The organism is Clostridium swellfunianum, assembly GCF_023656515.1.
Taxonomy (GTDB): Bacteria; Bacillota; Clostridia; order Clostridiales; family Clostridiaceae; genus Clostridium_AT; species Clostridium_AT swellfunianum.
Genome location: NZ_JAMOFV010000006.1, coordinates 1,055,237 through 1,079,993 on the forward strand (window position 1 = coordinate 1,055,237; position 24,757 = coordinate 1,079,993).

The following is a 24,757-nucleotide window of genomic DNA, read 5'->3' on the forward strand; positions in this document are numbered from 1 at the left end:
ACTAAGGGGAGAATACATATGAAACTGTCAAATGCGTTACTATGTACTTTAAGAGAAGTACCAGCAGAAGCAGAAATACAAAGCCATAAGCTTATGCTTAGAGCTGGAATGATGAGAAAGCTTGCTTCAGGGGTATATAGCTTTATGCCTATGGGGTTAAGGGTTTTAAAAAATATTGAACAAATCGTTAGAGAAGAAATGGATAGAGCGGGGGCCCAAGAATTTTTAGGTTCGGCTTTGCTTCCTGCTGAGCTTTGGAGGGAATCTGGACGTTGGGACATTATGGGACCTGAAATGTTCAGACTTAGGGACAGAAATGACAGAGATTTTTGCCTTGGACCAACACATGAGGAAATTTTCACTGACATTGCCAGAAATGAGATTAAGTCCTACAAACAGCTTCCATTAAACCTGTACCAGATTCAAACAAAGTACAGAGATGAAAGAAGACCTCGCTTTGGAGTTATGAGGTCTAGAGAGTTTATTATGAAGGATGCCTACAGCTTTGACAAGGATAATGAGGGCTTAGATGTTTCCTATAATAAGATGTACACGGCCTATCATGATATTTTTAAACGCTGTGGGCTTGAAGCTAAGTGTGTTGAAGCTGATTCAGGTGCCATGGGAGGTTCAGGCTCAGCTGAGTTTATGATTAAGTCCGAAATCGGTGAGGATGAAATAGCTTTTTGCACAGCTTGTGATTATGCAGCAAACATGGAAAAGGCTCCAGCTGCTGCAGAAATGCTTGAAAAGGAAGAGCTTAAGGAACTTAGAAAGATAGAAACTCCTAATATAAGAACAATTGATGAGCTTGTGATTTTCTTTAGTACTACCTCTAAAAAATTTGCGAAGACTTTAATTTATAAGGTAGATGAAAAGCTTGTTGCTGTAATGGTTAGAGGCGATAGAGAGGTTAACGAGGTTAAGGTAATAAATGCTGTTGGCGGTGCTGTAGATTTTCAAATGGCTGATGCTGAAGCTGTATTTACTGCTACTGATGCTGCTGTAGGCTTTGCGGGACCTATAGGTATTAAGGTTGATTATCTTTTTATAGATAATGAGGTTTCCAATATGAACAATATTATAGTTGGAGCAAATGATACCGGATATCACTACGAGAATGCAAACTATGGCAGAGACTTTGAGGGGATCGTAGGAGATTTTAGAAAGGCTGTAGAAGGAGACAAATGCCCTAAGTGCGGCAAGGTAATCACCATAGCTAGAGGAATAGAGGTTGGGCATATATTTAAGCTTGGAACAAAGTACTCAAAGGCTATGGGAGCAAACTTTATAGATGAAAATGGAGAAAGCAAGCCTCTTATCATGGGTTGTTACGGCATTGGAATAAATAGAACTATGGCAGCTATTATTGAGCAGAACAATGATGAAAACGGAATAATTTGGCCAGTTTCTGTTGCACCATATAAGGTCATAGTAATTCCAGCTGTAACAAAGGATGCACAACAGATGAAAATAGCTAATGAACTTTACGAAAGCTTAAAATTCTTGGGAATAGATGTGCTTCTAGATGATAGAGAAGAGAGGGCAGGGGTTAAATTTAAGGATGCTGATTTAATTGGAATTCCAATTAGAATTACTGTTGGAAAGAAAATAAATGAAGGCTCCATTGAATTTAAGCTTAGACAATGTCCTGATATAGAGCTTATAGCTATCGAGTCAGCAATTGAAAGAGTTAAACAAGAATTAAAGAAAAATAATATATGGAGGTAAATATATGTTAAAGGAATTTAAAAAATTTGCTATGCGCGGTAATGTAATAGATCTTGCTGTAGGTGTTATTGTGGGAGGTGCTTTCAATAAAATTGTTACTTCTCTTGTAAGCGATATAATATCGCCTATAATTGGACTTCTAACCGGAGGAATAGATTTAAAAGATATAACTATTCCTATAATAGGCACCGCAGTTGATATTAAAATAGGTATGTTCATGCAGTCGGTTTTAGACTTTTTGATTATATCCTTCTCAGTATTCTTGATGGTAAAGGGTATTACTTCTCTTAGAAGAAGACAGGAAAAAGAAGAGAAAGAGGAGAAAGTAGAACCAATTCTTACAAAAGAAGAACAGTTGCTTGAAGAGATTAGAGATATATTAAAGCAGCAAAACTCATAATATTTTTAATCTCTGAGCCATATTGATATTGCTAAAGTTTTAACGAATTGATATAGTTTAGTGTAGTAGATTTTATATTTGGGGGAAGTATTATGATTAAGTGGAAAGAAGATTATGTATTAGGGATTGAGATTATCGATGAGCAGCACAAGAAACTATTTGAAATAGCTGAAAGAGCCTTTAATCTTCTAAAAGATGAGTTTCGTACGGATAAATACGATGCAATTATAGAAATTTTGGGTGAGCTAAAGGATTATACTGTGTTTCATTTTAAATCAGAAGAAGATTATATGATGAGCATAGGCTACAGAAAGGTTTTATCTCACAAGGTTTATCACAATGATTTTATTGAAACTATCAACAATGTAGACTTAAGCAAAATAGATAAAAATCAGGATGAATATATTATGGAGCTTTTAGGTTTTGTTGTAAAATGGATTGATGAGCACATTTTGCAGCAGGATAAGCAAATAATTGCAGTTTAATAGTACATAAGAATCTTAATATGATTTCATAATAGCAGCTGGAGAACTAGTTATTTCAATACCTAGTCTTCCAGCTGCTTTGCTATATATTATTATTCAGCAATGGAATAAAGGCTGTAGCAATAATAGTACTAGACATTACTGGAATAATCATATATTTTAAGGAGTAAGCTTTAGGAGATAAATAATATGAAAAAAGTTGTTAGATTGATAATTGAAACCATATTCCTCTTGGGGGCGTTGTATGCTTTAGGTGTATTTACTCATGTTGTAGAAACTATAAATTTAAGTATACCTGTGTGAAAAGAAATAATGATGCTCACCAATTTTTTTAGGCTTAAATTTTTATATTTTATTTGTGCTAAAATAACTTAAAGGATATTAATACATTTTGTTGAATATGTACATAGAAATATTATTAATCTAAGGGGGCGTAAAAGGTGGAAAAGGCTGCATTAAATCAAAAAGTTATTCTTAAAAAATATATAGATGAAAAAGACTATGCAGAGATATATAAATTAGAAGAACTTTGTAAGGAGCAGGATAAAGTTAATTTGAAATTAGAGCTTGATTATAAGCTGCTTCGCACTAGGGAATATGAAAAGTCACTCAATGAAACCAACGAGTTTTTATATTATATAAATGAAGTTCTAGTTGGATATATAGGAATATCAAGCTTTGCTAGTAACTTAGGTGAAATAAACGGGGTAGTTCATCCTGAGTGGAGAAGAAAAGGTATCTTTACAAAGCTTTGTAAGCTGGCAATTGATGAAAGCAGAGATAGGAACTTCAATAAAATATTACTGCTTTGCGATGCAAAGTCCACTTCGGCATTAGGCTTTATTAAGTCTACTGGTGGCAGCTATGCTTTTTCTGAGTGCGGTATGAAAGTAAGCAACTTAGAAGCTTCTGAAGATTTTCAAATAGAAATAGCTTTAAGGAAAGCTGTTAATAGAGATTTACAGGAAATCAATAAACAAAACTCAGTATTTTTTGGCAGTGAAGGCAATGAACCTATGCTTCCAGAGGATGAGGAGAAAAATAATACTGTTACATATATGATTGAGCTTAAGGAAACTACTATTGGGAAGATAAAGGTAAGCAAGGAAATGGATTCTGCTTTCATAAGCGGCTTTGGCATTATGCCTGAATACAGAGGGAAAGGCTACGGCAAGCAGACACTAAGAGAAATACTGAGAAGGCTAAGAAGTGAAGGTATCTATGATGCAGCCTTGGATGTAGCTGTTGAAAACACGAATGCCTTAAAGCTTTATAAATCCTGTGGCTTTGAGGAGCAGTCAGTGATGAATTACTATGAGATAAAATAGCTTTTGAGAAACCATCTGAGGAGAATGATGCGATGAGAGATAAAAGAGGGCTTCAAGCTTTAGTTTTTGGAGCTGTACTAATGATTATATGTTTTTTGCTTTATTTAGCTGCCTATTTTCCAGCATTAATGAGTACAGATAGCTTAGATCAGTGGTCACAAATGGTTAGTTTGAAGTTTAATGATTGGCACCCAGCAGTGCATACATGGCTCAATTTAATATTAACTAAAGTATGGTATTCACCAGCAAGCATAGCTTTGGCTCAGATTATTGCACTGGTTTTCGTATATGCCTATGCAATGTATACGCTTCTAAAATTAGGTGTAGGAAAAGCTATCTGCTTTTTAACAATGATGATTTTTGCTTTGTATCCTATCAATGGTTTTTTAGTTATAACTCTTTGGAAGGATATACCATATAGCATTATGCTTTTATGGATAACTATAAACCTGATGAATATTGTTAAAACCGAAGGGGAGTGGGTAAGTACTCCAGTCAATGCTGTTTCCTTTACCATAAGTTGTCTTGGAGCGGTATTTTTTAGACATAATGGTATGCTCGTTTTTTTAATTGTAATGGTTGTTCTTTTTATTATTTATAGGAATTATAAACGTATATTTTCATTGATTAGTGTTATAATTCTAGCTTCATATTTTATTATAACTGGACCAGTATTTAATAAAATGAATATTGCTAAGTCACCATCAACGGAAGCTTTAGGAATTCCAATGCAGCAGTTGGCTGCTGTGGTTAGGGAGAATGGGAAGCTTGATGAAAAAGATAAGGAGTTTTTAAGCAAAATACTTCCTTTGGAGCTATGGAATAAAGAATATCTGCCCTACAGTACAAATCCTATAAAATTTAGTAAAGATTTTAATGGAGACTATGTTTCTAAAAATAAATCTGACTTTGTTAAACATTGGGCAGCTATAGTGATGAAAAATCCCCAAATAGCAGTAGAAGCTTATTTAAAGCAAACATCAATTATATGGAAGGTAAAACCTTATGCTGATTCATATACATATACAGTCACTAGAGAGATAAATAAAAATCAGTTTGGTTTGCAAACAAAACCCATAAACAGTAAATTAAACAATTTAGCCAATAAAATTTATGAGTTTACCTACGGAAGTAAATACTTCATATTGTTTTGGAGGCCTGCCCTATGGTTGTATTTGTCAATAATCAGTGCGTTAATTTCGGCGGTAATATTAGGTAGAAAAACATGGGTTATTCTAATGCCTCTAGCAGGTAATATTCTATCTTTACTGGTTGCAATTCCTGCTCAAGATTACAGATATTTATATTCTAATGTATTAATTGCGGCAGTACTAATACCTCTAGCTGTAAATGTAATATTTAGAGGGAAAACAGTACCCAAAAGACATGTAAATCAATGATTAAAATGTGTTGAAATTTATAATAAATATATCTGCACAGGTAACTAGAGACACTGCAGCTTTCAGTGTCTCTAGTTACCTGTGCAGATATAAAATCTAGTTGAGCAAAAATGTTCATTAAATTTTATTTAAGCCATTCAGGCTGATCTTTTATAAAGGGACGAGTTTTATATTTAGACTTATATTCATCAACAGCTTGTTTGATGAGTTCAGGATTATCTTTATAGCTTTCAGCAGTCTTCATTGTCTCAACCTCTTGGCTGAAGGGGCAGCCGGCTAAACATATGCCGCAATCGGTGCCTATATTTCGCCAAAGGTTGTAGCAGTTTTCTTGAGTTATTTGCCAGCGTTTTAAGCCGTTTATTTCTTTCATAGAATCCTTAGGTATAGCTTTACCTGGACAAATAACAGCACAGTTGCCGCAAAGCTCGCAAAAGTCGTGAAGCCCAAAATCAAAGGGCTTATCTGTTATAAGCTCAAGGTTTGTGGTTACAACTCCAAGCCTCACTCTTGAGCCATAATCTTTAGTAGTAAGGACACCATTCCTTCCGATTTGACCAAGACCTGCATCTCTTGCCACTAATGGAGCAATTAATAGATAATTTGCATCCATATGGTTTCTTGCTTCATAGCCTATATGCCTTAAATAGTATGACAATACCATTCCAATCACAGCTGCATCAACATAACACTTCGAGGTTTCAATAATTTCAGAAACCATGGGAGCTCGGTTAAGCATTTCCTTTTTCATTTCAACAGCAAAAACTATTCCATATTTATGAGTGTTAGTTACCTTTTCTCCATAGTTTTCATTATGACGGCCTCGATGACTGTAAAAGTGATAGTCTTCAAGTTTTGTAATCCCAACAAGCTTTGCGCCATACTGCAGGGCTAAGCCCTTTAATCTTCTAGTTGCAGCTTCAGGTGAAAATTCTACTTTGTTTGGGTTAACCTCTCCCTCGGAAAGGTGTTTTATATCAGATAAAAACATGAATGCTGCTTCAGCTATAGGAGAATTAACAGGGTCGTAAGACATTGTTCCTTCGCTGCAAAGATTAGGTTTCGACCTTATGACATCGTCACTATCCTTCTTGTCAGGATTTCTTCTATAATAATCCTCGTACTGAGGCGTGCCCTCTGAATAATTCATTCTTGCAAACATCGTATCTCTTTCGTCTATTCTTTTCATTTGCATCTCTCCTGTAGGTTTTGTTTATTATGATTATAACACCTAAATTTATATTTCGTTAGAATAATGATAATATTATATTTTGAAATAACTAAAACTTTTTTTAATGTATGTGCGTCTATTAAATGTAAAGCAGTTAAGATACGTATCTAAAGCAAAGGAGAGTTTATTGCTAATGCATAAGGACAGTTTAGAAAAGCAGCTAGCAGACTATGTTGTTAGAAACAAGGAAAGATATTACAGGCTAGCATACAGCTATGTGAAAAATGCTGAAGATGCCCTTGATATTATCCAAGAATCCATATACAAGGCAATTTCACATATTGATTCACTGAAAGGTATAGAACATATAAAGACTTGGTTTTATAAAATTGTTGTAAATACTTCTCTGGATTTCCTTCGCAAGCAAAGAAGGGTAGTTGTTGTTGAAGACGAGGTTTTAGCTAGTCTAGATACCGGAACAAATGATGAGTATGAAAACTTTGATTTGCAATCAGCATTGGAAAACTTGCCTGAGGGACATCGCACCATAGTGATATTAAGGTATTTTGAAGATTTAAAAATAGAGGAAATTGCAGAAATTCTAGATGAAAATATCAGTACAATAAAAACCCGTTTATATAAATCGCTTAGGTTGCTGCGAATAGATATGAACGACTATGAGGAGGCTTAACATGTCAAATAAAAGCTTGCATCAGCTTAAAAAAGAGTATGATGATATACCTATTCCAAAAGAATTGGATTTTGTAGTTAAAAAAGCCTTTAAAGACAGCGAAGTATATAGCCAAAAGAAAAAATATTTATTTAGAAGAACAAGCACAGCAGCTGCTTCCATAGCTGCATTGGCAGTCACACTTACTATTGGTATTAACACCAGTCCTGTATTTGCTGCAACATTGTCTAAGATACCTGTAATGGGAAATGTAGTAAAGGTTTTGACCTTTAGAGAGTATATTATAAATGAAGAAAATCATAACGCAAATATTAAAATTCCATCTATACAAGGCTTGAATAATAAAGAAATAGAAAAGAGCCTTAACGAGAAGTACCTTGAGGAAAATAAAAAGCTATATGAAGAATTCATTGAAGATATGGAAGAGCTAAAGAAAATGGGTGATGGACATACAGGTATCGACAGCGGGTATGAAGTGAAGACAGATAATGAGACTATATTATCTGTAGGCAGGTATGTTGTAAACACCGCAGCATCTTCCTCCACAACCTTTAAATACGATACTATAGATAAGAAAAAGGAAGTTTTAATAACTCTGCCAAGCTTATTTAAAGATAAGAGCTATATAGAAATTATTAGTGATAACATTAAAAAGCAGATGATTCAGCAGATGAAGTCTGACCCGGATAAAATTTATTGGGTTAGTTATGAGGGTGGCGAAGAGGTAATAGATGCGTTTGAAAAGATATTAGAACATCAAAGTTTTTATGTTAATTCGGAATCAAAGCTAGTAATCTCCTTCAACAAATATGAGGTTGCACCAGGGTATATGGGCGTGGTTGAGTTTACAATACCAACAGATATTATTTCAGATATTTTAGTTGGCAATGAATATATTAAATAAAGCTACAAAAATGCACTAGGACTCTGGCAATTGCCAGAGTTCTTTTATTGTGCTTATCTTTAAAAATATATATTAAATGATGATAAATTACGAAACAGAGAATTTCCTTGAAACTTTTAATACACTTTATTTCGTCTTATTTTTATGAGGACTACTTAATAAATTGTATATTTTAAAGTACCAGTTAAAAGGAGGAAATACATATGATAAATAAGATGCAAAATAGTGAATACATAACTGGATTAGATGGTTTAAGGGCATTTGCTGTAATAGCTGTTGTAGCCTATCATTTAAGCTTTAGCTGGGCAAGAGGAGGTTTTTTGGGTGTAGATATATTTTTTGTTATATCAGGATACTTAATAACCTCTAAAATTATTAATTCTCAAGAGAAGGATAGGAGCTTTAATTTTAAAGAATTTTGGCGTGGACGAGCAAGAAGGTTGATGCCAGCAGCCTATGCAATGATAATAACTATCTTTGTATGGGCGGCTGTATTTAATAGAAAGTTATTGACTAAACTCATGGGAGATATAACTGCTTCTTTTTTTCATGTAACCAATTGGTGGTTTATTTTTCATAAGCAGTCCTATTTTGATAGCTTTGCTTCACCATCGCCTTTAAAAAATTTATGGTCATTAGCTATAGAACAGCAATTTTATTTTTTATGGCCAATTGTTATTGTAGGTGGTTTTAAGCTTATTAAAGATAAAAGCAAGCTTGCCAATATGATTTTTATTGGGGCCTTATGCTCAGCTGCGTTTATGGGAGTTTTGTACAAGCCTGGACATGATCCTAGCCGTATTTATTTTGGCACAGATACACGTGCCTTTGAACTGCTTATAGGAAGCTGGCTGGCTATGGTTTATCCATTGAAAAGAAATTATAGAAATAATTTTTATTCAAAAGGTGCTTCTTTGAACAAAAAATTAGTGCTGAATATCACAAGTACACTTTGTTTAGCTATCTTTAGCTTTAGCATAATTTTTGTGAATGAATTCAACGCTTTTCTATACAGAGGTGGCATGTTTTTAATTAGCTTAAATGCGGCCTTACTTATAGCCTGTGTTTCTCATCCTGGCAGCTATTTGAGTCGTTTATTTTCCTGGAAGCCTTTGCTGTGGCTTGGGAGAAGATCTTATGGTATTTATCTCTGGCACTATCCTGTAATTGTTTTAAGCACCCCAGCTTATGAAATAGGAAATCCATCATATTTGCGTGTAGTAATACAAGTAGCGGCTACACTTGTTATCGCAAACTTCTCCTATAATTACATAGAAAAGCCTTTCCGAAAGTATGGGTTAAAAGAGGGGATTAAAAAAGTTCGTTTAGGCAATAAATTTAAATGTAAGAATTTTATATCCGCTGAAAGATTTCCTGTCATAGTGCTTATATTAGTATTTTTAATAGTTACAGCCACTATGACCAGTGTATTGAAGGGAAAGCAGCAAATAGAAAAGGCTGAAGCAGAGCCGACTGAAACAATATGCGAAGAAGAAAAGCTTTCTGAGGATAGGGGTGAATCGGCTAATTCTGTATCTGATACTGCTCCCTATAAGGAATTGCTGGCTATTGGAGATTCTATCATGCTGGACATTTCATCAGCATTAAAAAACAAATATAGTAGTATCACCATAGACGGAAAGGTTGGCAGACAAGTGTATCAGGCATTACAACTAGTACCATCTTACTCTAAATTCAATGCTCCTGACAAAGCAGTAATTATTGAACTGGGTACTAATGCTTATTTTACAAATCAACAAATTGATGATTTGCTTAATGCTTTTTCAAAAGCACATATTTATTTAGTAAATGTGCGTGTTCCGCGTCAATGGGAAAGCAATGTTAATAAAGCTCTAGAGAAAAAGGCTAAAGAATATGAAAATGTAACCTTAATTGATTGGTACTCTGAAGCAATTAATCATCCTGAATATTTTGCAGAGGACAGTGTACATTTAAAACCAAAGGGGATTATAGCATTAACTGAGCTTATAGATAAGGCTATAAAGAATAACAAGCCCATATCATAGCTTTTAAAATAAATTTTCATAAGATAAGAATATTGTGAAAATATAACCTTTAGATTATGGCTTATTTATGTTACAATTATAGGAAATATTATTATTTATATGGGGAAGGCATGGGATTATGTGGAAAATAAAAGAACTTTCTAAAAAGAAAAAAATAATTATTGCTTCCATATCTGCTGCAGTTGTAGTAGCAAGCTCAATATTAGGAGCATATTTTTATGCAAGACAATCCTACAGCAATATCGTAATTACAGAACCTCCAAAGGTACCAGATGAAGTCGAGATTCCTAAAGAAGTGCAAGAGATAGAAGAGATAGACTACGGTATGGAAGAAGACATAGTGAATATACTTTTGGTAGGGGTAGATACAAGGGGAGAATTTGAGGATGCAAGAACAGATTCAATGATTATTGCAACTGTAGATCCTATAAATAATAAAGTAAAGCTTGCTTCTCTTATGAGAGATATGTACGTAGAAATTCCAGGCAGAGGCTATAGAAAAATAAACGCAGCCTTTGAATTAGGTGGTATTGAGCTTTTGAAAAAAACTATAAAATATAACTTCGGACTTTCAATCGATAAGTATGCTGCTATTGATTTTAAGGGTTTTCAGGACTTAATTGATATAATGGATGGAATAGAAGTTGATATAAAGGATTATGAAGTTAATGAAACAAATAAATATATTGAAGAGGTGAATGGCAGTAGTTCAACCTTGCTACAAGGACCTGGCCTTCAGAAGTTAAATGGCCAGCAGGCTTTATCCTATAGCAGAATCAGAAAGGTCGGAAACAATGATTATGAAAGAACCGAAAGACAGAGAAGAGTACTTTCACTGTTGCTTGCAAAACTAAAGGATACAAAGGTTACCAGCTATCCTAAATTGTATTCAACAATATCTCCTTATATAAGAACAAATATAGAGTTTAACTCAATGCTTAAGCTTGTGTATACAGTCTATAAAATGAACAATTATACTCCTGAAAGCTTTAGAATACCTGTTGATAACCATTTTAAAGACACCAAAGTAAGCGGAATGTCTGTATTAATTCCAGAGTTAAAGTATAATGCAAAAGAGTTGTTTAAATTTATTTATAATACTGTTCCGGAAAATCTTACTGTTGCAAACAACAGCAAGGTATATAATGTGGATGTAATTGTTGAGCCAAAGGAAAATGGAGAGAGGAAATCAGATAACAATATAACACCGACACCAAATCCAACTCCATCTCCTACACCAACACCGACGCCTAATCCAACACCAACACCAACCCCAAACCCAGAACCGACACCTAATCCGACGCCAAAGCCAGACCCAACACCAACACCGACACCTAATCCAACACCAAAACCAGACCCAACAACACCACCAGCGCCAAATCCAGAGACACCACCACCAGCGCCAAAACAGTAACTAAATCATAACTGCCAGCAGCGATGGGATGGATGTTCTACCTAACTAATAACAAAAATAAAGCACCATCAAAGAAGTATACAAATAAATGCTTCTTTGATGGTGTTTATTTTATACCATATGCTTAAAGCTTGTTATCCTTTAAAAGTTTTTCGATATCATCAAGCATTAAATTAGCAGCCTTAACTCCTCCAGCTGTGTTCCAAATAGCGTCGTCAACCCTGTAAGCCTTGCCAGATTTAACTGCGCTAAGGTTTTTAAACATTGGGTCTTCTAGCCATTCCTTTTCTCTTGCAGAGCCTTCGCCATTTCCGGTTTCATAGGTGAAGTAGAACATAACCTGACCGTCTGCTTCCTTAAGTCTTTCTTTGCCGATTTCAATAGTAAATTCGCTGCTTCTTTGATTTTCAGGTCTTGCAAAGCCTATTTGCTTAAGAATTGTTCCAGAGAAGGTATCGCCAAGATAAATTCTTGTTTTTCCTGGCATGAAGCGAACTATAGAGATTTCTGTCTTAAGCTTATCTCCTGCTAGCTTAGCAATGCTGGCAGCTCTGTCATCAAACTTCTTAAGGATTTCCTTTCCTTCAGCTTCCTTGTTTAAAACTTTTGCGTAAAACTCGAAGTTTGGCTTCCATTCGCCTCTTAGAGTATTTGAGTAAACTGTTGGTGCAATTTTTGAAAGCTGATCGTATATTTTTTCGTGTCTCATCTTGTTTCCAATTATTAAATCTGGGTTTAAAGCTGCAACAGCTTCTATGTTAATTTGACTTTCATCACCTACATTCTTAACGCCTTCCATTTCTTTTTCAATATGCTTATACCAAGGGTTTCCTGTCCAGGATTTTGCTGCTCCCACTGGTTTGACATCAAGAGCAAGAAGGGCTTCTGTGCCTTCATTTGTAAGTATTACTATTTTCTTAGGAGTTCCTTTAATATCTGTTTTTCCCATTGCGTGTTCAATAGTTCTTGTTTCTGTATTTGTCACCTTAGGAGCAGCTTCTTCCTTTTTCTGTGCATTACAAGCTGTGAAGGTGACTGCTAATGCTAAAGTTGCTACGGTATGTAGAATTTTTTTTGCTTTCATGTGTACCTCCTGAAAATTTTCTAAAATATAATTCTTAATTACTATGGCAATAATATAACATATGATTTTTATAAATGCAAATAGTTTTCAAATAGAAATTTATCTCATTGACGGAAGTTTAACAAAATATTATAATTTAAATGAACTTATAAAGTAGTTTAACCAGGGGAAAAAATATTATTAACTAATAAAATGAGAGGATGTTTTAGTTGTTTAAAGTTACATACAAGAAAATCTCATTAGAAAGCAGCAGAGCAAAAGCAATAATTCTTTTTATACTTATATTAGTTCTTATTGTTTGTTTTTTGGGAAGCTTGTTGCTAGGCTATATAAAGACTAACTTTACTGATTTGATGAATACATACAAGGCTTATGAAAATATTACGGAACACATTATTATTAAAACTTCTAGAATGCCAAGAGCTCTTACCGCTCTTTTTGTTGGGGCAAGCTTAAGCGTATCAGGAGTTTTGATGCAGACCCTTACTAAAAACCCCATGGCATCTCCAGGGCTGCTTGGAGTTAATTCTGGAGCAGCGTTCTTTATGGTACTTGGCTACAGCATATTTCCAAGCCTTACCCAAGGGTACCTAATGGGGCTTTCCTTTGTAGGAGCAGCTTTAGCTGTAGTATTGGTTTATGCTTTAGCAGGAGGACTTAAGGGCTCAATTCAAACCTTTGACTTAACTCTTTCTGGTTCAGCAGTAGCAGCCTTCTTTTTATCCTTCACTCAAGTAGTTTTATTTAAGGACCAAAAAACTATGGAAGAGATTATGTTTTGGATGACAGGCTCTGTAGAAGGAAGAAGCATGAATGTACTTCTTTATATTGTTCCTTATTTAATCCTTGCATGGATACTTGCCTTTTTAATGGCGGGTAAGCTTAACATATTTTCTTTGGGTGAGGAGATTGCAAAGGGTCTTGGAGTGAATACAGAGCTTTTAAAAATACAAATGATTTTACTTACAGTAATTTTAGCAGGTGCTTCTGTAGCTGTTGCAGGACCAATATCCCTTGTAGGACTTATAATTCCTCACTTAACTCGTGCCTTGGTAGGCTCTGAATTTAAGTGGGCAATACCTTACAGTTTGGTGCTTGGCTCAATATTTCTACTGCTTGCCGACATTGGCTCAAGGTTCATAGCTTATCCAAAGGATATACCTGTAGGAGCACTTACAGCTATTATAGGAACTCCGTTTTTTATCTATATAGCTAGAAAGGCGGAAAATAAATAATGAAGAAGTTTTTGATTTTTAGAAGAGGAAAGTTTTCTATCATATACGAGAAAAAAAGCTTGATGATTTTGGTTATAACTATACTGATAACCATACTGTCTATTATCTTAAGCTTAAGTGTAGGACAAAAATTTATTTCTTTTGATAGAGTGGCTAAGGCAGTGCTTGGCATAGGAAGTGGTGGAGATAAGCTTATAATAAATACTTTGAGACTTCCAAGAACCTTGGCAGCGTTTTTTGTTGGTACATCGCTTGGATTATCCGGTGCAGTGCTTCAAGGAGTTGTAAAAAATCCTTTAGCGGCTCCAAACATTATTGGAATTACCGATAGCGGTTCAGTTGGAGCGTTGATATTTTTAACAATTTTTACTGACCCTAAAAACAACTCTTTAACTACAAGCATATTTTATATGCCTGTGTTTGCTTTTGCAGGAGCGCTCATTGCGGTAGTTTTAGTATATATGCTTGCCTATAAAAAAGGAGTTACACCCTTTAGGCTTATACTTATAGGTATTGCAATCTCGGGGGCGGCTAAGGCATTAACCTCTGTACTTATAATAAACGGTCCTGTGGTTTTTATTAAAGAAGCTCAGCTCTGGATAACCGGCACGGTATATGGAACTAACTGGACTCATGTAAAGCTAATAGCAAGCTGGTTTACAGTTTTATTTATACTAATTATGATTTTTATTAGAGAACTTAATCTTCAAAACCTTGAAGATGGAATAGCTACTGGACTTGGAGGAGCAGTTGAAAGGAACAGATTTATATTAATGGTGCTTAGTGCAGCTATGGCGGCAGGCGCGGTTGCAGTTGGAGGAGGCATAGGCTTCGTTGGACTAATTGCACCTCATATAAGCAGAAAGCTTACAAATTCCTCTTTTGAAAACATCGTACCTATTTCAACTCTAATTGGAGGAATTATTGTAGTTTTATCGGATACAGCCGCTAGGACCTTGTTCTTTCCGCTGGATTTGCCAGTTGGAATATTCACCGCAGGAATCGGGGCACCGTTTTTTATATATTTATTATTGAAAAGTCAGCGAAAGGGTGTGAGGGTATAAGTGAGTACTTTATCAGCAAACAATTTAACTTTAGGCTACGGGGATTATATAGTACTTAAAGATATAAATTTGAAAATACCTAAGAATAAAATAACAATATTAGTTGGAAGCAATGGCTGCGGCAAATCAACCCTGCTAAAGACTATGGCAAGGCTTTTAAAGCCTATGTCAGGGAAGGTTATGCTTGATGATTTAAGCGTTTTTGAAAAATCCTCGAAGGATATTGCAAAGGAGCTTGCCATACTTACTCAAACTCCTTCTGCTCCAGATGATTTAACGGTGTTTAATTTAGTAAAACAGGGGAGGTACCCTTATCAAAAATGGTTTAGCCAGTGGAGCAAGGAGGATGAAAAGGTAGTTGATTATGCTCTTGAGAAAACCGGACTTACTGATATAAAGCACAAAAAAATATCAGATTTATCCGGGGGGCAAAGACAGAGAGTGTGGATAGCAATGACACTTGCTCAGCAGACGGATATAATCTTACTTGATGAGCCTACAAACCACCTTGATATAAAATATAAAATCGAGGTTTTAGATTTGCTTAAGGACTTAAACAAATACGAGCAGAGAACTATAGTTATCGTTCTGCATGATATAAACTTGGCTGCCAGATATGCAGACAATATTATTGCAATTAAAGATGGCAGGGTTTATGCGGAAGGAGCTCCTAGCGAAGTTGTGACAGAGAAACTTATAAAAGATGTGTTTGATATAAACTCTGTGATAATTGAATGTCCTCTGTTTAAGACTCCTATGTGTATTACTTATCAAAATTTAGAGATGGTTAAGACTGATAAATAGATAAATATAAGAATATAGGAATATATAAATATAAAAACATAAGAATAAAAGAACATAAGAATATAAGAATATGTAGATAAATACTTGCGTTATATAGGCTGTCTTACAAATTTGTAAGACGGCCTATTTATTTGTAAGATAGCAGACATGGAGTAATTATTGCTCTGTGGATATAATTAAACCATAATGATTAAAGTTGAAGGAGCGATATTAATGGAAATATTAAGAGTTGAAAACTTAAATAAAACTTATGGCAAGGGAGATAACAAGGTAGAAGCCCTTAAGGGTGTGAATTTATCTGTTAATAAAGGCGAGTTTGTTGCAATAGTAGGGGCTTCCGGCTCAGGTAAAAGTACTCTTTTACATTTACTAGGCGGGCTTGATAGACCTACATCAGGAAAAGTTGTTATCGATGGAGAAAGTATTTACGATTATAAAGAAGAAAAGCTGGCTATCTTTAGAAGAAGAAAAATAGGCTTTATATTTCAGTTCTTTAACCTGATTCCTGTTTTAGATCTTGAAGAAAATATAGCGCTTCCAGCATTATTAGACAACGAAAAGGTAGATAAAAAGTATTTAAATGAGATTATTGAGATATTAGGACTTACAGAAAGAAAAGGACATTTACCTTCTGAGCTTTCCGGTGGTCAACAGCAAAGAGTATCTATTGGAAGAGCTCTTTTAAATAAGCCTTCAATAATACTAGCAGATGAACCTACAGGCAATCTTGATAGCAAAAATTCTAAAGAAGTTATTGAACTTTTAAAGTTTACAGCAAGAAAGTACAATCAAACCTTAATTCTTATAACACACGATGTAAACATAGCTTCCATGGCAGATAGAGTTATTACTATTGAAGATGGAGAAATAGTTTCTGATAAATACTTAAAAATTGCTAACTAAAGAGGGTGAAGTGAAATGATACAAAGCTATAAACAACTTACTGGCAGATATCTCAAGTCAAATAAAAAGAGAAGTATACTTACGATTATTGGTATAGTGCTTTCTGTTGCGCTTATATCTTCTATAGGTTTATTTTTTAAAGGTATTCAGATAGCACAAATACAAGAATATAAAGATAGATATGGTTCTTTTCATTTAGTGTTTAGAAATGTTAATGATAATCTTTATGCAAAGATAACGGGCAATCCTAAGGTATCTAAATATGGTCTTTACAGTTTAGGACAGGAAGTAAAAGTAGACGATAAGCTGACTATAGGAGAGGTTTTAGCTACAGATAAAGCTTTAGAATTTCTTCCTTATAAAGCGAAGGAGGGCAGGCTTCCTGAAAATGAAACTGAGGCAGCAGTAGAACAGTGGTCTTTAAGATATATAGACAAGGATGCGAAATTAGGAAGCAAGATTAAGCTTAATAATAAAGAATATACTCTTGTTGGTATACTGGAAAACACCATAGAAAATCAGATTGAAAATAAGGCTGTTATTTTGACCAAGAGCAAGGAAATCAATAAAGATAAGTCAATGCTTTTAGTGGAAATAAGCTCTAAAACCAATTTGAATAAGGCGCTAAAGGAACTAAAGAGCCTTGCTCCTAAGGAGGATGTACAAGAAAACATCTATCTGACTTCAGTTTTGGGTGCAGGAGAAGGCGGAGATGCCTTAATGGGCTTATTTGTAACAGTGGGTATAATAGTTGCAATAGTAGTTATTTGCACAATTGCAGTAATATACAACTCCTTCCAGATAAGCGTTGTTGAAAGAATTAAACAGTTTGGACTTTTAAGAGCTGTGGGAACAACTCCAAAGCAAATTAGAAAAATTGTATTTAGAGAAGCTACACTTTTAGCTGTCATAGGTATTCCAATAGGACTTTTATTTGGTGTAATTGCTATATATACAATAGGGTTTACCTTTAAGATAATTGGTGGGGAATCAGTATTGCCAATGAAGGCTTCAATGGATCTTGGGGTGCTGGCTATTAGTGCTGGTGTAGGGATTGCGGCAATATATATTTCTGCTTTAATGCCAGCCTTCTTTGCTGGAAAAATCTCTCCGCTTGTAGCTATAAGCAGTAGAAATGCTATAACTAAAGAAAAGATAAAAAAGGGAAAAAATATGCTTGCTCAAAAAGTATTTGGCTTTGAAGGAGCAATGGCTGCTAAGAATATAAAAAGAAGCAGAAAGAGATATAGAATAACAGTTTTTTCAATTGTTATAAGCGTGCTTTTATTTATTGTGTTTAAATCCTTTATGGACATGGCTTTCACAGTGACTAGTGGAATAAATGAATCAAAGGATATGCATTTTTCTGTAATAAGGGATGGTCAAGCTACAGAGAAAAACCTAGCTATTGAGGATAAGATAATAAAGGATTTAAGAGGATTAAAAACAGTAAAAGAGGTTTATGAAATATATGAGACCTATTATTTTGGTGGGGCTATAGATAAAGGCAGCGAAGTAAAAGAAGTTCAAAATATTAAAGATGTTTATGGAAAGACTACTGTGGAAGGCAATGAGAAAACCTTAATAAATGCATCAATAGTAACTTATGACGCTTTAGCGCTAGAAACTGCAAAGAAGTATGTTCAGTCTGGAAGCATCAATCTTGAAAAGATGAATAAAGAAGACGGAGTAATTCTTATAAATAAAAATAGAATCAGAAATATGGATACTAAGAAGGACTATTTTGGACCAGTAGCAAACCTAAAGGTTGGGGATGAAGTATATCTTCAATATAATCCACCTTTGGAAGGGGATGCGAAGCCTGTTGAGTTTGGTAAAGGAAAGCTTAAAAAAGCCAAGATTATGGCTATATTAGAGGAAGAGCCTTTCAACTTTAGAGGAGGGGAAAGGGGTATAAAGCTTATAGGTACTGAAGAAGTTGCTAAAAGCTTGACTGGAAATGAGAAGGTAGAACCTATTAATTTAAATATATCTATAAAAGATTTAAAGCAGGAGGATATGGCAAAGACAGAAATAGAAGCAGTGTTAAAGCAAAATCCATCCTTAAGCCTTATAAACAATATTGACTCTAATAGAAGAGAGAAAACAACAGTACTTATGGTGAAAATATTGATGTATGGCTTTGTAATTGTAGTCTCCTTAATAGGAAGTGTAAATATTATAAACACCATTACCACCAACATCATTCTAAGAAAAAGAGAATTTTCAGCACTAAAATCCATAGGTATGACACAAAAAGGCTTAAGAAAAATGATAGTTTTAGAAGGTATTCTGTATGGAATTGTGGGTACTGTGTATGGTTCTATCCTCGGCTGTGGATTATCTTACGTTTTGTTTAGAAGTATGAATGACGTTAGAGAGCTTGGGTGGCCAATACCTTGGGATGCCATGGCTATAGCAGGAGCAGCAGCCCTTATAATTGGATATCTTTCAGTTTTAACTCCACTTTCAAGAATTAAAAAGGAAAATCTGATTGAGGCTATTAGAGAGGAATAAATTAAGATTTACTTAAGGAAAAACTTAAATAATTATAATATTACTTTGATAGACTTATCTTACTAAGCTGTAAGATAAGTCTTTTTTCTGTAAGCCTGCAGACATGGAGTTTGAAGGCGAGGGCTTATATAATTTAAGTATACTAAGAATTAGGGGGTAGAGTTTAAAATGAATAGATTTAAATATGTGTTAGAAACTTTATATATATGTATATTATTGATGTTTTTTTCAAAGGAATTGATTAATGAAGGAACCTGTCAGCATAAAAAGGACTTTACTAATTGCGGAGTTTCAATTTAGTTATGGATAGCATTTAAGAAAGTAGTGTATAATTGTAACTAAATAGCAGTAAATACAAGTAAAAAATGAGTAGGTTGATGTGATGAATAAATTATTGTTAGTTGAAGATGACAAGTCGTTAGCTCTTGGAATAGAGTTCGCTCTAAAGGATGAAGGCTATGAAGTGGCTACAGCAGAAAGTATTGAGCAGGGAAAAAGACAGTTTGAGGATAGTAAGTTTGACCTTATTATATTAGATATAAATTTACCTGATGGCAGCGGATATGATTTGTGTAAATATGTTAGGTCTAAAAGCAATGTGCCCGTAATATTTCTAACAGCACTTGATGATGAGGTTAATGTGGTTTTAGGGCTTGAAATTGGCGGGGATGATTATATAACTAAGCCTTTTAGAGTGAGGGAGCTTTTGTCGCGAATAAAAGCTCTGCTTAGAAGAAGCTTGGTGAGTTCAGCACCAGAATCAAAGCTTGAAAGCGGTTATATAGAGGTAGATACTGGGGCAGCTTTAGTTAAGAAAAAGGGTGAAAGCATTACTCTTACAGCTCAGGAATATAAGCTTTTGCTGGCATTTATGCGAAAGCCTCATGTACTAATTAAGAGAGAAGAAATACTAAAAGAGATTACAGAGGGTGATCAGGTTTTCTTCGATGAAAATACTCTTTCTGTTTATATTAAAAGGCTAAGGGAGAAGCTTGAAGACAATCCTAGAGAGCCAGAGTATATAGTTACTCAAAGAGGACTAGGCTATAAGTGGAACAAGGATGTGAATTAGTAATGAAGAGATACTTTACAAATCCTGAGCTTAAAATCAGCTCAGGTATTCTTTTTGGGTTATTGAGTATTTTTTTAGTAATACAGGTTTCGGTTTTAAAGCTTCATAATGACAGCTTGAAAGAAGACTATATTAAAAGCTTAGGTGCTGTTGCCACTAGAATTATTGAAAAGCATCCGGAGTTAGAAAAGGAGATTATGCCTCTTATCTCTAAGGAAATATCAGAGGAGGAAGCATTAAAAGGAAAGACAGTGTTAAGCCAATATGGCTTAAGCAAAGACCTTGAAAGCGAGCTTTTTCCTTACGTAAATAAAACGGCTGCAAGAAATACTCAAACTGTTATGGTTATTTACTTTGCAATGGCTGCAGCATTATTTATGTTTAACTACTCTCAGCTTGGCTACTTCTATGAAAGGATAAGAAAGCTAACCCTAGGGGCAAGGCGTGTAATTGATGGAGAATATGATATAAGCATAAATGAAAATAAAGAAGGGGATGTTTCAAAGCTTGCTGTTTCCTTTAATTCCATGAAGGAGGTTATAAGAAATAATTTAAGCCAGCTTAGAAATGAAAAACAGTTTTTAGTTGACCTTTTATCTGATATATCTCATCAGCTTAAGACCCCGCTATCGTCAATGATTTTGTATAACGATATAATGCTGAGCAAAGAACTATCTAGGGAACAAAATGAAACCTTTTTGCTTAACAACCAAAATCAGCTTAACAGAATGCAATGGCTTATACAGAGCATGTTAAAGCTTGCAAAGCTTGACGCTAAAGCTATAGAGCTTCATAAAGAAAACCAATCCCTTAACGAAACTCTTAAAGAGTCTGTAGAAGCATTAGAGAGTAAGGCGCTGGAAAACAACATAGAAATAAGTATTGAAGAGAAGGCTGACATAGCTTTTCAGCATGACAGGTTATGGCTAGAAGAGGCTTTTATAAATATCATAAAAAATGGTGTAGAGCACACATCTTCAGGCGGGAAGGTTCATATAGAAATAATAGAAAACCCAATTTATAGAAGACTGATAATTGAAGATAGTGGAGAAGGTATAAACGAGGAGGATTTACCTCATATTTTTAAAAGATTTTATAAAGCAAAGACTTCAAGGAAGACGGATTCAGTTGGTATCGGGCTAGCTTTGGCAAAAGCTATAATTGAAGCACATAATGGAGTGATAGAGGTTCAAAGCAAAATAGGAGTGGGAACACGGTTTATAGTAACATTTTTGAAGTATTAGTCTATAAGCTTATTTAGCTTACTGCAATACCTTGCACAAAGGTTATCTTACAAGCATATAATAAAATATTGCTGTAGGAAAATATTAATACCTGCAAGGAGGATATAATGAAACAACGAATCATTAACGAAGAGTTAAGGAAAATAGCTTTGACAATAGTTATGATTGTAATGATGGTAGTGGTTTCAGCCTGTGCTATAACACCTAGGGGATGGTCTAACCATAAGTACAATATAAATCAGGAAGATAAATTTAGTGCAGAAGCATTTAAGAGCATAACTGTGAGTACTGTTGGCGCGGATATTAAAGTGATAGTTACAAATGAAAAGGAGTTAAGATTTCATTACTATGGAGATGTAACAATTGCATCAACTAGGAATAGTCTTGGACCGTATATTGATATAGATGAGACTGGTTCATCACTTGTATTAGCAGAGAAGCTAAGAAGTGGGCTTAATAGTATATCTTATAAGGGAAGGGCAAAGCTGGATATATACATGCCTAAAAAGTATGAGGGGCAGTCGAAATTAAATTCAGCTTCCGGTGATGTCTATATTAATAATTTCGGAGGATACGGTGATATAAACACTGCTTCAGGAGATATAAATATAGAGAATTGCAGAGGAGATTTTGATGTAAATACGGCTTCTGGGAATGTTACTTATAGGAAAGATGCTGCCTTAAAAAGTGACCTTGCTATAAATTTAGTATCTGGAGATATTGATATAAGTATTTCTAAAGATTCAGAGTTTAATTTTAAACTAAGAACAGTATCAGGAAAAATAAAGTGTGATTTTCCTGTAACGTTAGAAGGAAGAGGAGCGGAAGGAACTGTAGGCGGTGGAAAGAATGATATTTCCCTTAATACTGTATCAGGGAACATAACTATAAAGAATAATTAAGAACAGAGGGTAAGCCTCTGTTTTTTTCTTTTTAAAAAGCAATTAATATATTGACTTTATTACTTCATCATGATAAAGTAATGATGTAAAAGAAATTAACAGGGGGAATGAATAATGAATAAAATATTTAAAGCAATAGTAGCATTAGGAATCATATCAGTGACAGCTTTTGGTGCAGCAGGCTGCAGTAGCAAGACAAAGGACGTAATGGCAAAGGATAAGCTTGTGCTTGGGTTTGATGATACTTTCGTTCCAATGGGCTTTAAAGATGATAAGGGAGATGTTGTTGGCTTTGATATTGATCTTGCAAAAGAAGTTTCAAAGAAAATAGGTAAAGAAATAACTTTCCAACCCATAGATTGGTCAATGAAAGAGTCGGAGCTTAATTCGGGCAAGATAGATTTTATTTGGAACGGCTACTCTATAACAAAGGAAAGAGAAGAAAAGGTAAGCTTTACTAAGCCTTATTTAGATAATAGACAAGTTATAATAACCATAGCAGAATCAAATATAGACAGCAAGACTGATTTAAAAGGTAAAAAGGTTGGAGCTCAAAACCAATCAAGTGCAGTAGATGCAATAAATAAAGAAGCTGATGTTTTAAAAAGCTTTAAGGATGGAAAGGTATATACCTTTGAAACAAATAACGATGCCTTAATGGATTTAGAAGCAAAAAGAATTGATGCAGTTGTAGCTGATGAAATACTCGCAAGATATTATATAAATGCAAAAGGTAAAGAAAAATACAAAGTGCTAAAAGATGACTTTGGAAGCGAAGCCTATGGAGTTGGAGTAAGAAAATCAGATACAGCTTTACTTAATAAAATTAATCAAGCTTTTAGCGATATGAAAAAGGATGGTACAGCAAAGAAAATCTCTGAAAAATGGTTTGGAGAAGATATAGTTAAATAAGCTTCTACAGGAGGATTCTATGAACGGCATAACTAACTTATTGCCTCAGGTGCTTGAAGGACTTAAGGTAACCCTACAGGTATTTGCGCTAACTTTAATACTCTCAATACCGCTTGGAGTAATAATATCACTAGGAAGGCTTTCTAAAAACAAAATAATTAGCAAGGCAACAGGTTTTTACGTGCTTGTTATGAGAGGAACTCCTCTTTTGCTTCAAATTGTATTTATATTCTTTGGACTTCCTGTTATAGGTATAACCTTTGACAGGTTTCCGGCAGCAATAGCAGCCTTCGTGCTTAACTATGGCGCTTACTTTGCAGAAATTTTTAGAGCCGGAATAGCGTCTATTGATGAAGGTCAATATGAAGCAGGAAAGGTTCTTGGCTTCCCGCAAAAATATATATTTTTTAGAATAGTACTTCCTCAGTCTATTAAAAGAATACTGCCTGCAGTCGCTAATGAAGTTATTACTCTTGTTAAAGATACAGCTTTGGTTTATGTAGTAGGACTAGATGAGCTTTTGAAGGTTGGGAAGATAGCTTCAAATAAAGAAGCTTCCTTAGTACCATTATTCTTGGTAGGAATTATTTATTTGCTCTTAATAGGATTATTTACACAGATGTTTAAGAGACTAGAAAAAAGATATAGTTATTATCAGTAGGGGGAAGGACACTATGCTTAAAGTAGAAGGTTTAGAAAAAAGCTTTGATAAAAACAAAGTATTAAAGGGAGTTGACCTTGAGCTTAAGGAGGGAGAAATCACTGTTATAGTTGGACCTTCAGGCGGTGGTAAAACAACTCTTCTTAGATGTGTAGGTGGATTAACCACTCCTGATAAGGGTTCAGTAGAAATAAATGGAGCATTCTTGTTTAAGGATGGAAAGCTGGCTAAAAAGAGCAACGAAGCACAAATAAGGAAGGAGGTTGGTCTTGTATTTCAAAACTTTAATCTGTTTCCTCACATGAATGCTTTAGAAAATATAGCTGAGGCTCCAAGAGTTGTGTTAGGTATGGCAGGAGACAAAGCAAAGGATAGAGCAGTAGAAATTTTAAGCTATTTAGGTCTTGATGATAAGCAGCTTAATTATCCATGTGAGCTTTCAGGAGGACAAAAACAGAGAGTAGGTATTGGAAGGGCTCTTGCTATGGAGCCAAAGCTTATATGCTTTGACGAGCCAACCTCTGCCCTAGACCCAAGCATGACGGGAGAGGTTGCAAACCTAATTAAAAAGGTTAGCCTGGAAAAGAATATGACAGTTTTAATCATAACTCATGATATGAATTTTGCAACAATGGTTGCAGATAGAATTTTATCTATGGATAATGGAGTATTAAAGCAGGAGCATATGTATGCTTTAGATTGAAAGAAGATAAAAAATGAAAATGTACAGGTGATAGGTCTTATTAAGACAGTCAGCTGTATTTTTTATTTTTATATTATCTGTATAGGATAGATAAGCAGAAGGTAT

23 protein-coding genes are annotated in these 24,757 nt (G+C 34.7%); 21 read left to right on the plus strand and 2 right to left on the minus strand.

Going from position 1 to position 24,757, the window contains the following annotated elements; translation table 11 throughout:
• The first annotated feature begins 18 nt into the window (after positions 1 to 18).
• From NBE98_RS04775 to NBE98_RS04795, 5 genes are all read left to right on the plus strand, one after another.
• A complete protein-coding gene (locus tag NBE98_RS04775) occupies positions 19 to 1,731 on the plus strand; it encodes a proline--tRNA ligase (RefSeq protein WP_250813122.1) in 1,713 nt (570 codons plus the stop codon).
• Between the two features lie 4 nt (positions 1,732 to 1,735).
• Positions 1,736 to 2,131, plus strand: a complete 396-nt coding sequence (mscL, locus tag NBE98_RS04780) for a large-conductance mechanosensitive channel protein MscL (RefSeq protein WP_250813124.1) — start codon at positions 1,736 to 1,738, stop codon at positions 2,129 to 2,131.
• Between the two features lie 92 nt (positions 2,132 to 2,223).
• Positions 2,224 to 2,616 (plus strand): bacteriohemerythrin, encoded by a 393-nt coding sequence (locus tag NBE98_RS04785; protein WP_250813126.1) that lies wholly within the window; start codon positions 2,224 to 2,226, stop codon positions 2,614 to 2,616.
• Positions 2,617 to 3,056: 440 nt separating this feature from the next.
• The gene (locus tag NBE98_RS04790; RefSeq protein ID WP_250813128.1) at positions 3,057 to 3,944 is read left to right on the plus strand and encodes a GNAT family N-acetyltransferase; all 888 of its coding nucleotides are present in this window, start codon (positions 3,057 to 3,059) and stop codon (positions 3,942 to 3,944) included.
• Positions 3,945 to 3,976: 32 nt separating this feature from the next.
• Complete coding sequence (locus tag NBE98_RS04795) at positions 3,977 to 5,344, plus strand: DUF6020 family protein (protein WP_250813130.1); 1,368 nt, start codon at positions 3,977 to 3,979, stop codon at positions 5,342 to 5,344.
• A gap of 124 nt (positions 5,345 to 5,468) precedes the next feature.
• Here the strand turns inward: NBE98_RS04795 and NBE98_RS04800 are convergent, their stop codons facing one another.
• On the minus strand, positions 5,469 to 6,533 hold the full coding sequence (locus NBE98_RS04800; protein WP_250813132.1) for a 4Fe-4S dicluster domain-containing protein: 1,065 nt from the start codon (positions 6,531 to 6,533) through the stop codon (positions 5,469 to 5,471).
• A gap of 175 nt (positions 6,534 to 6,708) precedes the next feature.
• Here NBE98_RS04800 and sigV point away from each other — a divergent pair, with 175 nt between their 5' ends.
• The 4 genes from sigV to NBE98_RS04820 all read left to right on the plus strand — a co-directional run bounded on the left by sigV (position 6,709) and on the right by NBE98_RS04820 (position 11,551).
• Positions 6,709 to 7,206 (plus strand): RNA polymerase sigma factor SigV, encoded by a 498-nt coding sequence (gene sigV, locus NBE98_RS04805; protein ID WP_250813134.1) that lies wholly within the window; start codon positions 6,709 to 6,711, stop codon positions 7,204 to 7,206.
• A gap of 1 nt (position 7,207) precedes the next feature.
• Positions 7,208 to 8,110 carry an anti-sigma-V factor RsiV gene (gene rsiV / locus NBE98_RS04810; protein WP_250813137.1) on the plus strand — a complete coding sequence of 301 codons (903 nt, stop codon included), beginning with the start codon at positions 7,208 to 7,210 and terminating at the stop codon, positions 8,108 to 8,110.
• Between the two features lie 203 nt (positions 8,111 to 8,313).
• Entirely contained in the window at positions 8,314 to 10,137 is a 1,824-nt protein-coding gene (locus NBE98_RS04815; protein ID WP_250813139.1) for an acyltransferase family protein, read from the plus strand.
• 118 nt (positions 10,138 to 10,255) lie between these two features.
• A complete protein-coding gene (locus NBE98_RS04820) occupies positions 10,256 to 11,551 on the plus strand; it encodes an LCP family protein (RefSeq protein ID WP_250813141.1) in 1,296 nt (431 codons plus the stop codon).
• Between the two features lie 124 nt (positions 11,552 to 11,675).
• On the opposite strand, the gene NBE98_RS04825 is transcribed toward NBE98_RS04820, so the two are convergent.
• Positions 11,676 to 12,635 (minus strand): ABC transporter substrate-binding protein, encoded by a 960-nt coding sequence (locus NBE98_RS04825; RefSeq protein ID WP_250813143.1) that lies wholly within the window; start codon positions 12,633 to 12,635, stop codon positions 11,676 to 11,678.
• Between the two features lie 209 nt (positions 12,636 to 12,844).
• On the opposite strand from NBE98_RS04825, the gene NBE98_RS04830 reads away from it, so the two are divergent.
• The 12 genes from NBE98_RS04830 to NBE98_RS04880 all read left to right on the plus strand — a co-directional run bounded on the left by NBE98_RS04830 (position 12,845) and on the right by NBE98_RS04880 (position 24,652).
• Positions 12,845 to 13,870 carry a FecCD family ABC transporter permease gene (locus NBE98_RS04830; RefSeq protein WP_250813145.1) on the plus strand — a complete coding sequence of 342 codons (1,026 nt, stop codon included), beginning with the start codon at positions 12,845 to 12,847 and terminating at the stop codon, positions 13,868 to 13,870.
• The gene (locus tag NBE98_RS04835) at positions 13,870 to 14,934 is read left to right on the plus strand and encodes a FecCD family ABC transporter permease (protein ID WP_250813148.1); all 1,065 of its coding nucleotides are present in this window, start codon (positions 13,870 to 13,872) and stop codon (positions 14,932 to 14,934) included. Before NBE98_RS04830 ends, NBE98_RS04835 begins: the two co-directional genes overlap by 1 nt.
• Positions 14,935 to 15,738 carry an ABC transporter ATP-binding protein gene (locus NBE98_RS04840; RefSeq protein WP_250813149.1) on the plus strand — a complete coding sequence of 268 codons (804 nt, stop codon included), beginning with the start codon at positions 14,935 to 14,937 and terminating at the stop codon, positions 15,736 to 15,738.
• Between the two features lie 213 nt (positions 15,739 to 15,951).
• Positions 15,952 to 16,641, plus strand: a complete 690-nt coding sequence (locus NBE98_RS04845) for an ABC transporter ATP-binding protein (protein WP_250813151.1) — start codon at positions 15,952 to 15,954, stop codon at positions 16,639 to 16,641.
• Positions 16,642 to 16,656: 15 nt separating this feature from the next.
• Positions 16,657 to 19,158, plus strand: a complete 2,502-nt coding sequence (locus NBE98_RS04850; protein ID WP_250813153.1) for an ABC transporter permease — start codon at positions 16,657 to 16,659, stop codon at positions 19,156 to 19,158.
• A gap of 168 nt (positions 19,159 to 19,326) precedes the next feature.
• The gene (locus NBE98_RS22390) at positions 19,327 to 19,458 is read left to right on the plus strand and encodes a hypothetical protein (protein ID WP_284703600.1); all 132 of its coding nucleotides are present in this window, start codon (positions 19,327 to 19,329) and stop codon (positions 19,456 to 19,458) included.
• Positions 19,459 to 19,540: 82 nt separating this feature from the next.
• Positions 19,541 to 20,230 carry a response regulator transcription factor gene (locus tag NBE98_RS04855; RefSeq protein WP_250813155.1) on the plus strand — a complete coding sequence of 230 codons (690 nt, stop codon included), beginning with the start codon at positions 19,541 to 19,543 and terminating at the stop codon, positions 20,228 to 20,230.
• 2 nt (positions 20,231 to 20,232) lie between these two features.
• Positions 20,233 to 21,474, plus strand: a complete 1,242-nt coding sequence (locus NBE98_RS04860) for a HAMP domain-containing sensor histidine kinase (protein ID WP_250813157.1) — start codon at positions 20,233 to 20,235, stop codon at positions 21,472 to 21,474.
• A 107-nt stretch (positions 21,475 to 21,581) separates the two neighbouring features.
• The gene (locus tag NBE98_RS04865; protein ID WP_250813159.1) at positions 21,582 to 22,376 is read left to right on the plus strand and encodes a DUF4097 family beta strand repeat-containing protein; all 795 of its coding nucleotides are present in this window, start codon (positions 21,582 to 21,584) and stop codon (positions 22,374 to 22,376) included.
• Between the two features lie 114 nt (positions 22,377 to 22,490).
• On the plus strand, positions 22,491 to 23,288 hold the full coding sequence (locus tag NBE98_RS04870; protein WP_250813160.1) for an amino acid ABC transporter substrate-binding protein: 798 nt from the start codon (positions 22,491 to 22,493) through the stop codon (positions 23,286 to 23,288).
• A gap of 19 nt (positions 23,289 to 23,307) precedes the next feature.
• Positions 23,308 to 23,949, plus strand: coding sequence for an amino acid ABC transporter permease (locus NBE98_RS04875; RefSeq protein WP_250813162.1), 642 nt, complete (start codon positions 23,308 to 23,310; stop codon positions 23,947 to 23,949).
• 13 nt (positions 23,950 to 23,962) lie between these two features.
• Positions 23,963 to 24,652 (plus strand): amino acid ABC transporter ATP-binding protein, encoded by a 690-nt coding sequence (locus tag NBE98_RS04880; RefSeq protein WP_250813164.1) that lies wholly within the window; start codon positions 23,963 to 23,965, stop codon positions 24,650 to 24,652.
• Positions 24,653 to 24,757 lie beyond the last annotated feature (105 nt).

Excerpts from the sequence above, each read along its gene's own strand:
- NBE98_RS04775 (WP_250813122.1), top strand. The coding sequence starts at position 19 with ATGAAACTGTCAAATGCGTTACTATGTACTTTAAGAGAAGTACCAGCA.
- mscL (WP_250813124.1), top strand. The coding sequence starts at position 1,736 with ATGTTAAAGGAATTTAAAAAATTTGCTATGCGCGGTAATGTAATAGAT.
- NBE98_RS04785 (WP_250813126.1), top strand. The coding sequence starts at position 2,224 with ATGATTAAGTGGAAAGAAGATTATGTATTAGGGATTGAGATTATCGAT.
- NBE98_RS04795 (WP_250813130.1), top strand. The coding sequence starts at position 3,977 with ATGAGAGATAAAAGAGGGCTTCAAGCTTTAGTTTTTGGAGCTGTACTA.
- NBE98_RS04800 (WP_250813132.1), bottom strand. The coding sequence starts at position 6,533 with ATGAAAAGAATAGACGAAAGAGATACGATGTTTGCAAGAATGAATTAT.
- sigV (WP_250813134.1), top strand. The coding sequence starts at position 6,709 with ATGCATAAGGACAGTTTAGAAAAGCAGCTAGCAGACTATGTTGTTAGA.
- rsiV (WP_250813137.1), top strand. The coding sequence starts at position 7,208 with ATGTCAAATAAAAGCTTGCATCAGCTTAAAAAAGAGTATGATGATATA.
- NBE98_RS04815 (WP_250813139.1), top strand. The coding sequence starts at position 8,314 with ATGATAAATAAGATGCAAAATAGTGAATACATAACTGGATTAGATGGT.
- NBE98_RS04820 (WP_250813141.1), top strand. The coding sequence starts at position 10,256 with ATGTGGAAAATAAAAGAACTTTCTAAAAAGAAAAAAATAATTATTGCT.
- NBE98_RS04825 (WP_250813143.1), bottom strand. The coding sequence starts at position 12,635 with ATGAAAGCAAAAAAAATTCTACATACCGTAGCAACTTTAGCATTAGCA.
- NBE98_RS04835 (WP_250813148.1), top strand. The coding sequence starts at position 13,870 with ATGAAGAAGTTTTTGATTTTTAGAAGAGGAAAGTTTTCTATCATATAC.
- NBE98_RS04845 (WP_250813151.1), top strand. The coding sequence starts at position 15,952 with ATGGAAATATTAAGAGTTGAAAACTTAAATAAAACTTATGGCAAGGGA.
- NBE98_RS04850 (WP_250813153.1), top strand. The coding sequence starts at position 16,657 with ATGATACAAAGCTATAAACAACTTACTGGCAGATATCTCAAGTCAAAT.
- NBE98_RS22390 (WP_284703600.1), top strand. The coding sequence starts at position 19,327 with ATGAATAGATTTAAATATGTGTTAGAAACTTTATATATATGTATATTA.
- NBE98_RS04855 (WP_250813155.1), top strand. The coding sequence starts at position 19,541 with ATGAATAAATTATTGTTAGTTGAAGATGACAAGTCGTTAGCTCTTGGA.
- NBE98_RS04860 (WP_250813157.1), top strand. The coding sequence starts at position 20,233 with ATGAAGAGATACTTTACAAATCCTGAGCTTAAAATCAGCTCAGGTATT.
- NBE98_RS04865 (WP_250813159.1), top strand. The coding sequence starts at position 21,582 with ATGAAACAACGAATCATTAACGAAGAGTTAAGGAAAATAGCTTTGACA.
- NBE98_RS04870 (WP_250813160.1), top strand. The coding sequence starts at position 22,491 with ATGAATAAAATATTTAAAGCAATAGTAGCATTAGGAATCATATCAGTG.
- NBE98_RS04875 (WP_250813162.1), top strand. The coding sequence starts at position 23,308 with ATGAACGGCATAACTAACTTATTGCCTCAGGTGCTTGAAGGACTTAAG.
- NBE98_RS04880 (WP_250813164.1), top strand. The coding sequence starts at position 23,963 with ATGCTTAAAGTAGAAGGTTTAGAAAAAAGCTTTGATAAAAACAAAGTA.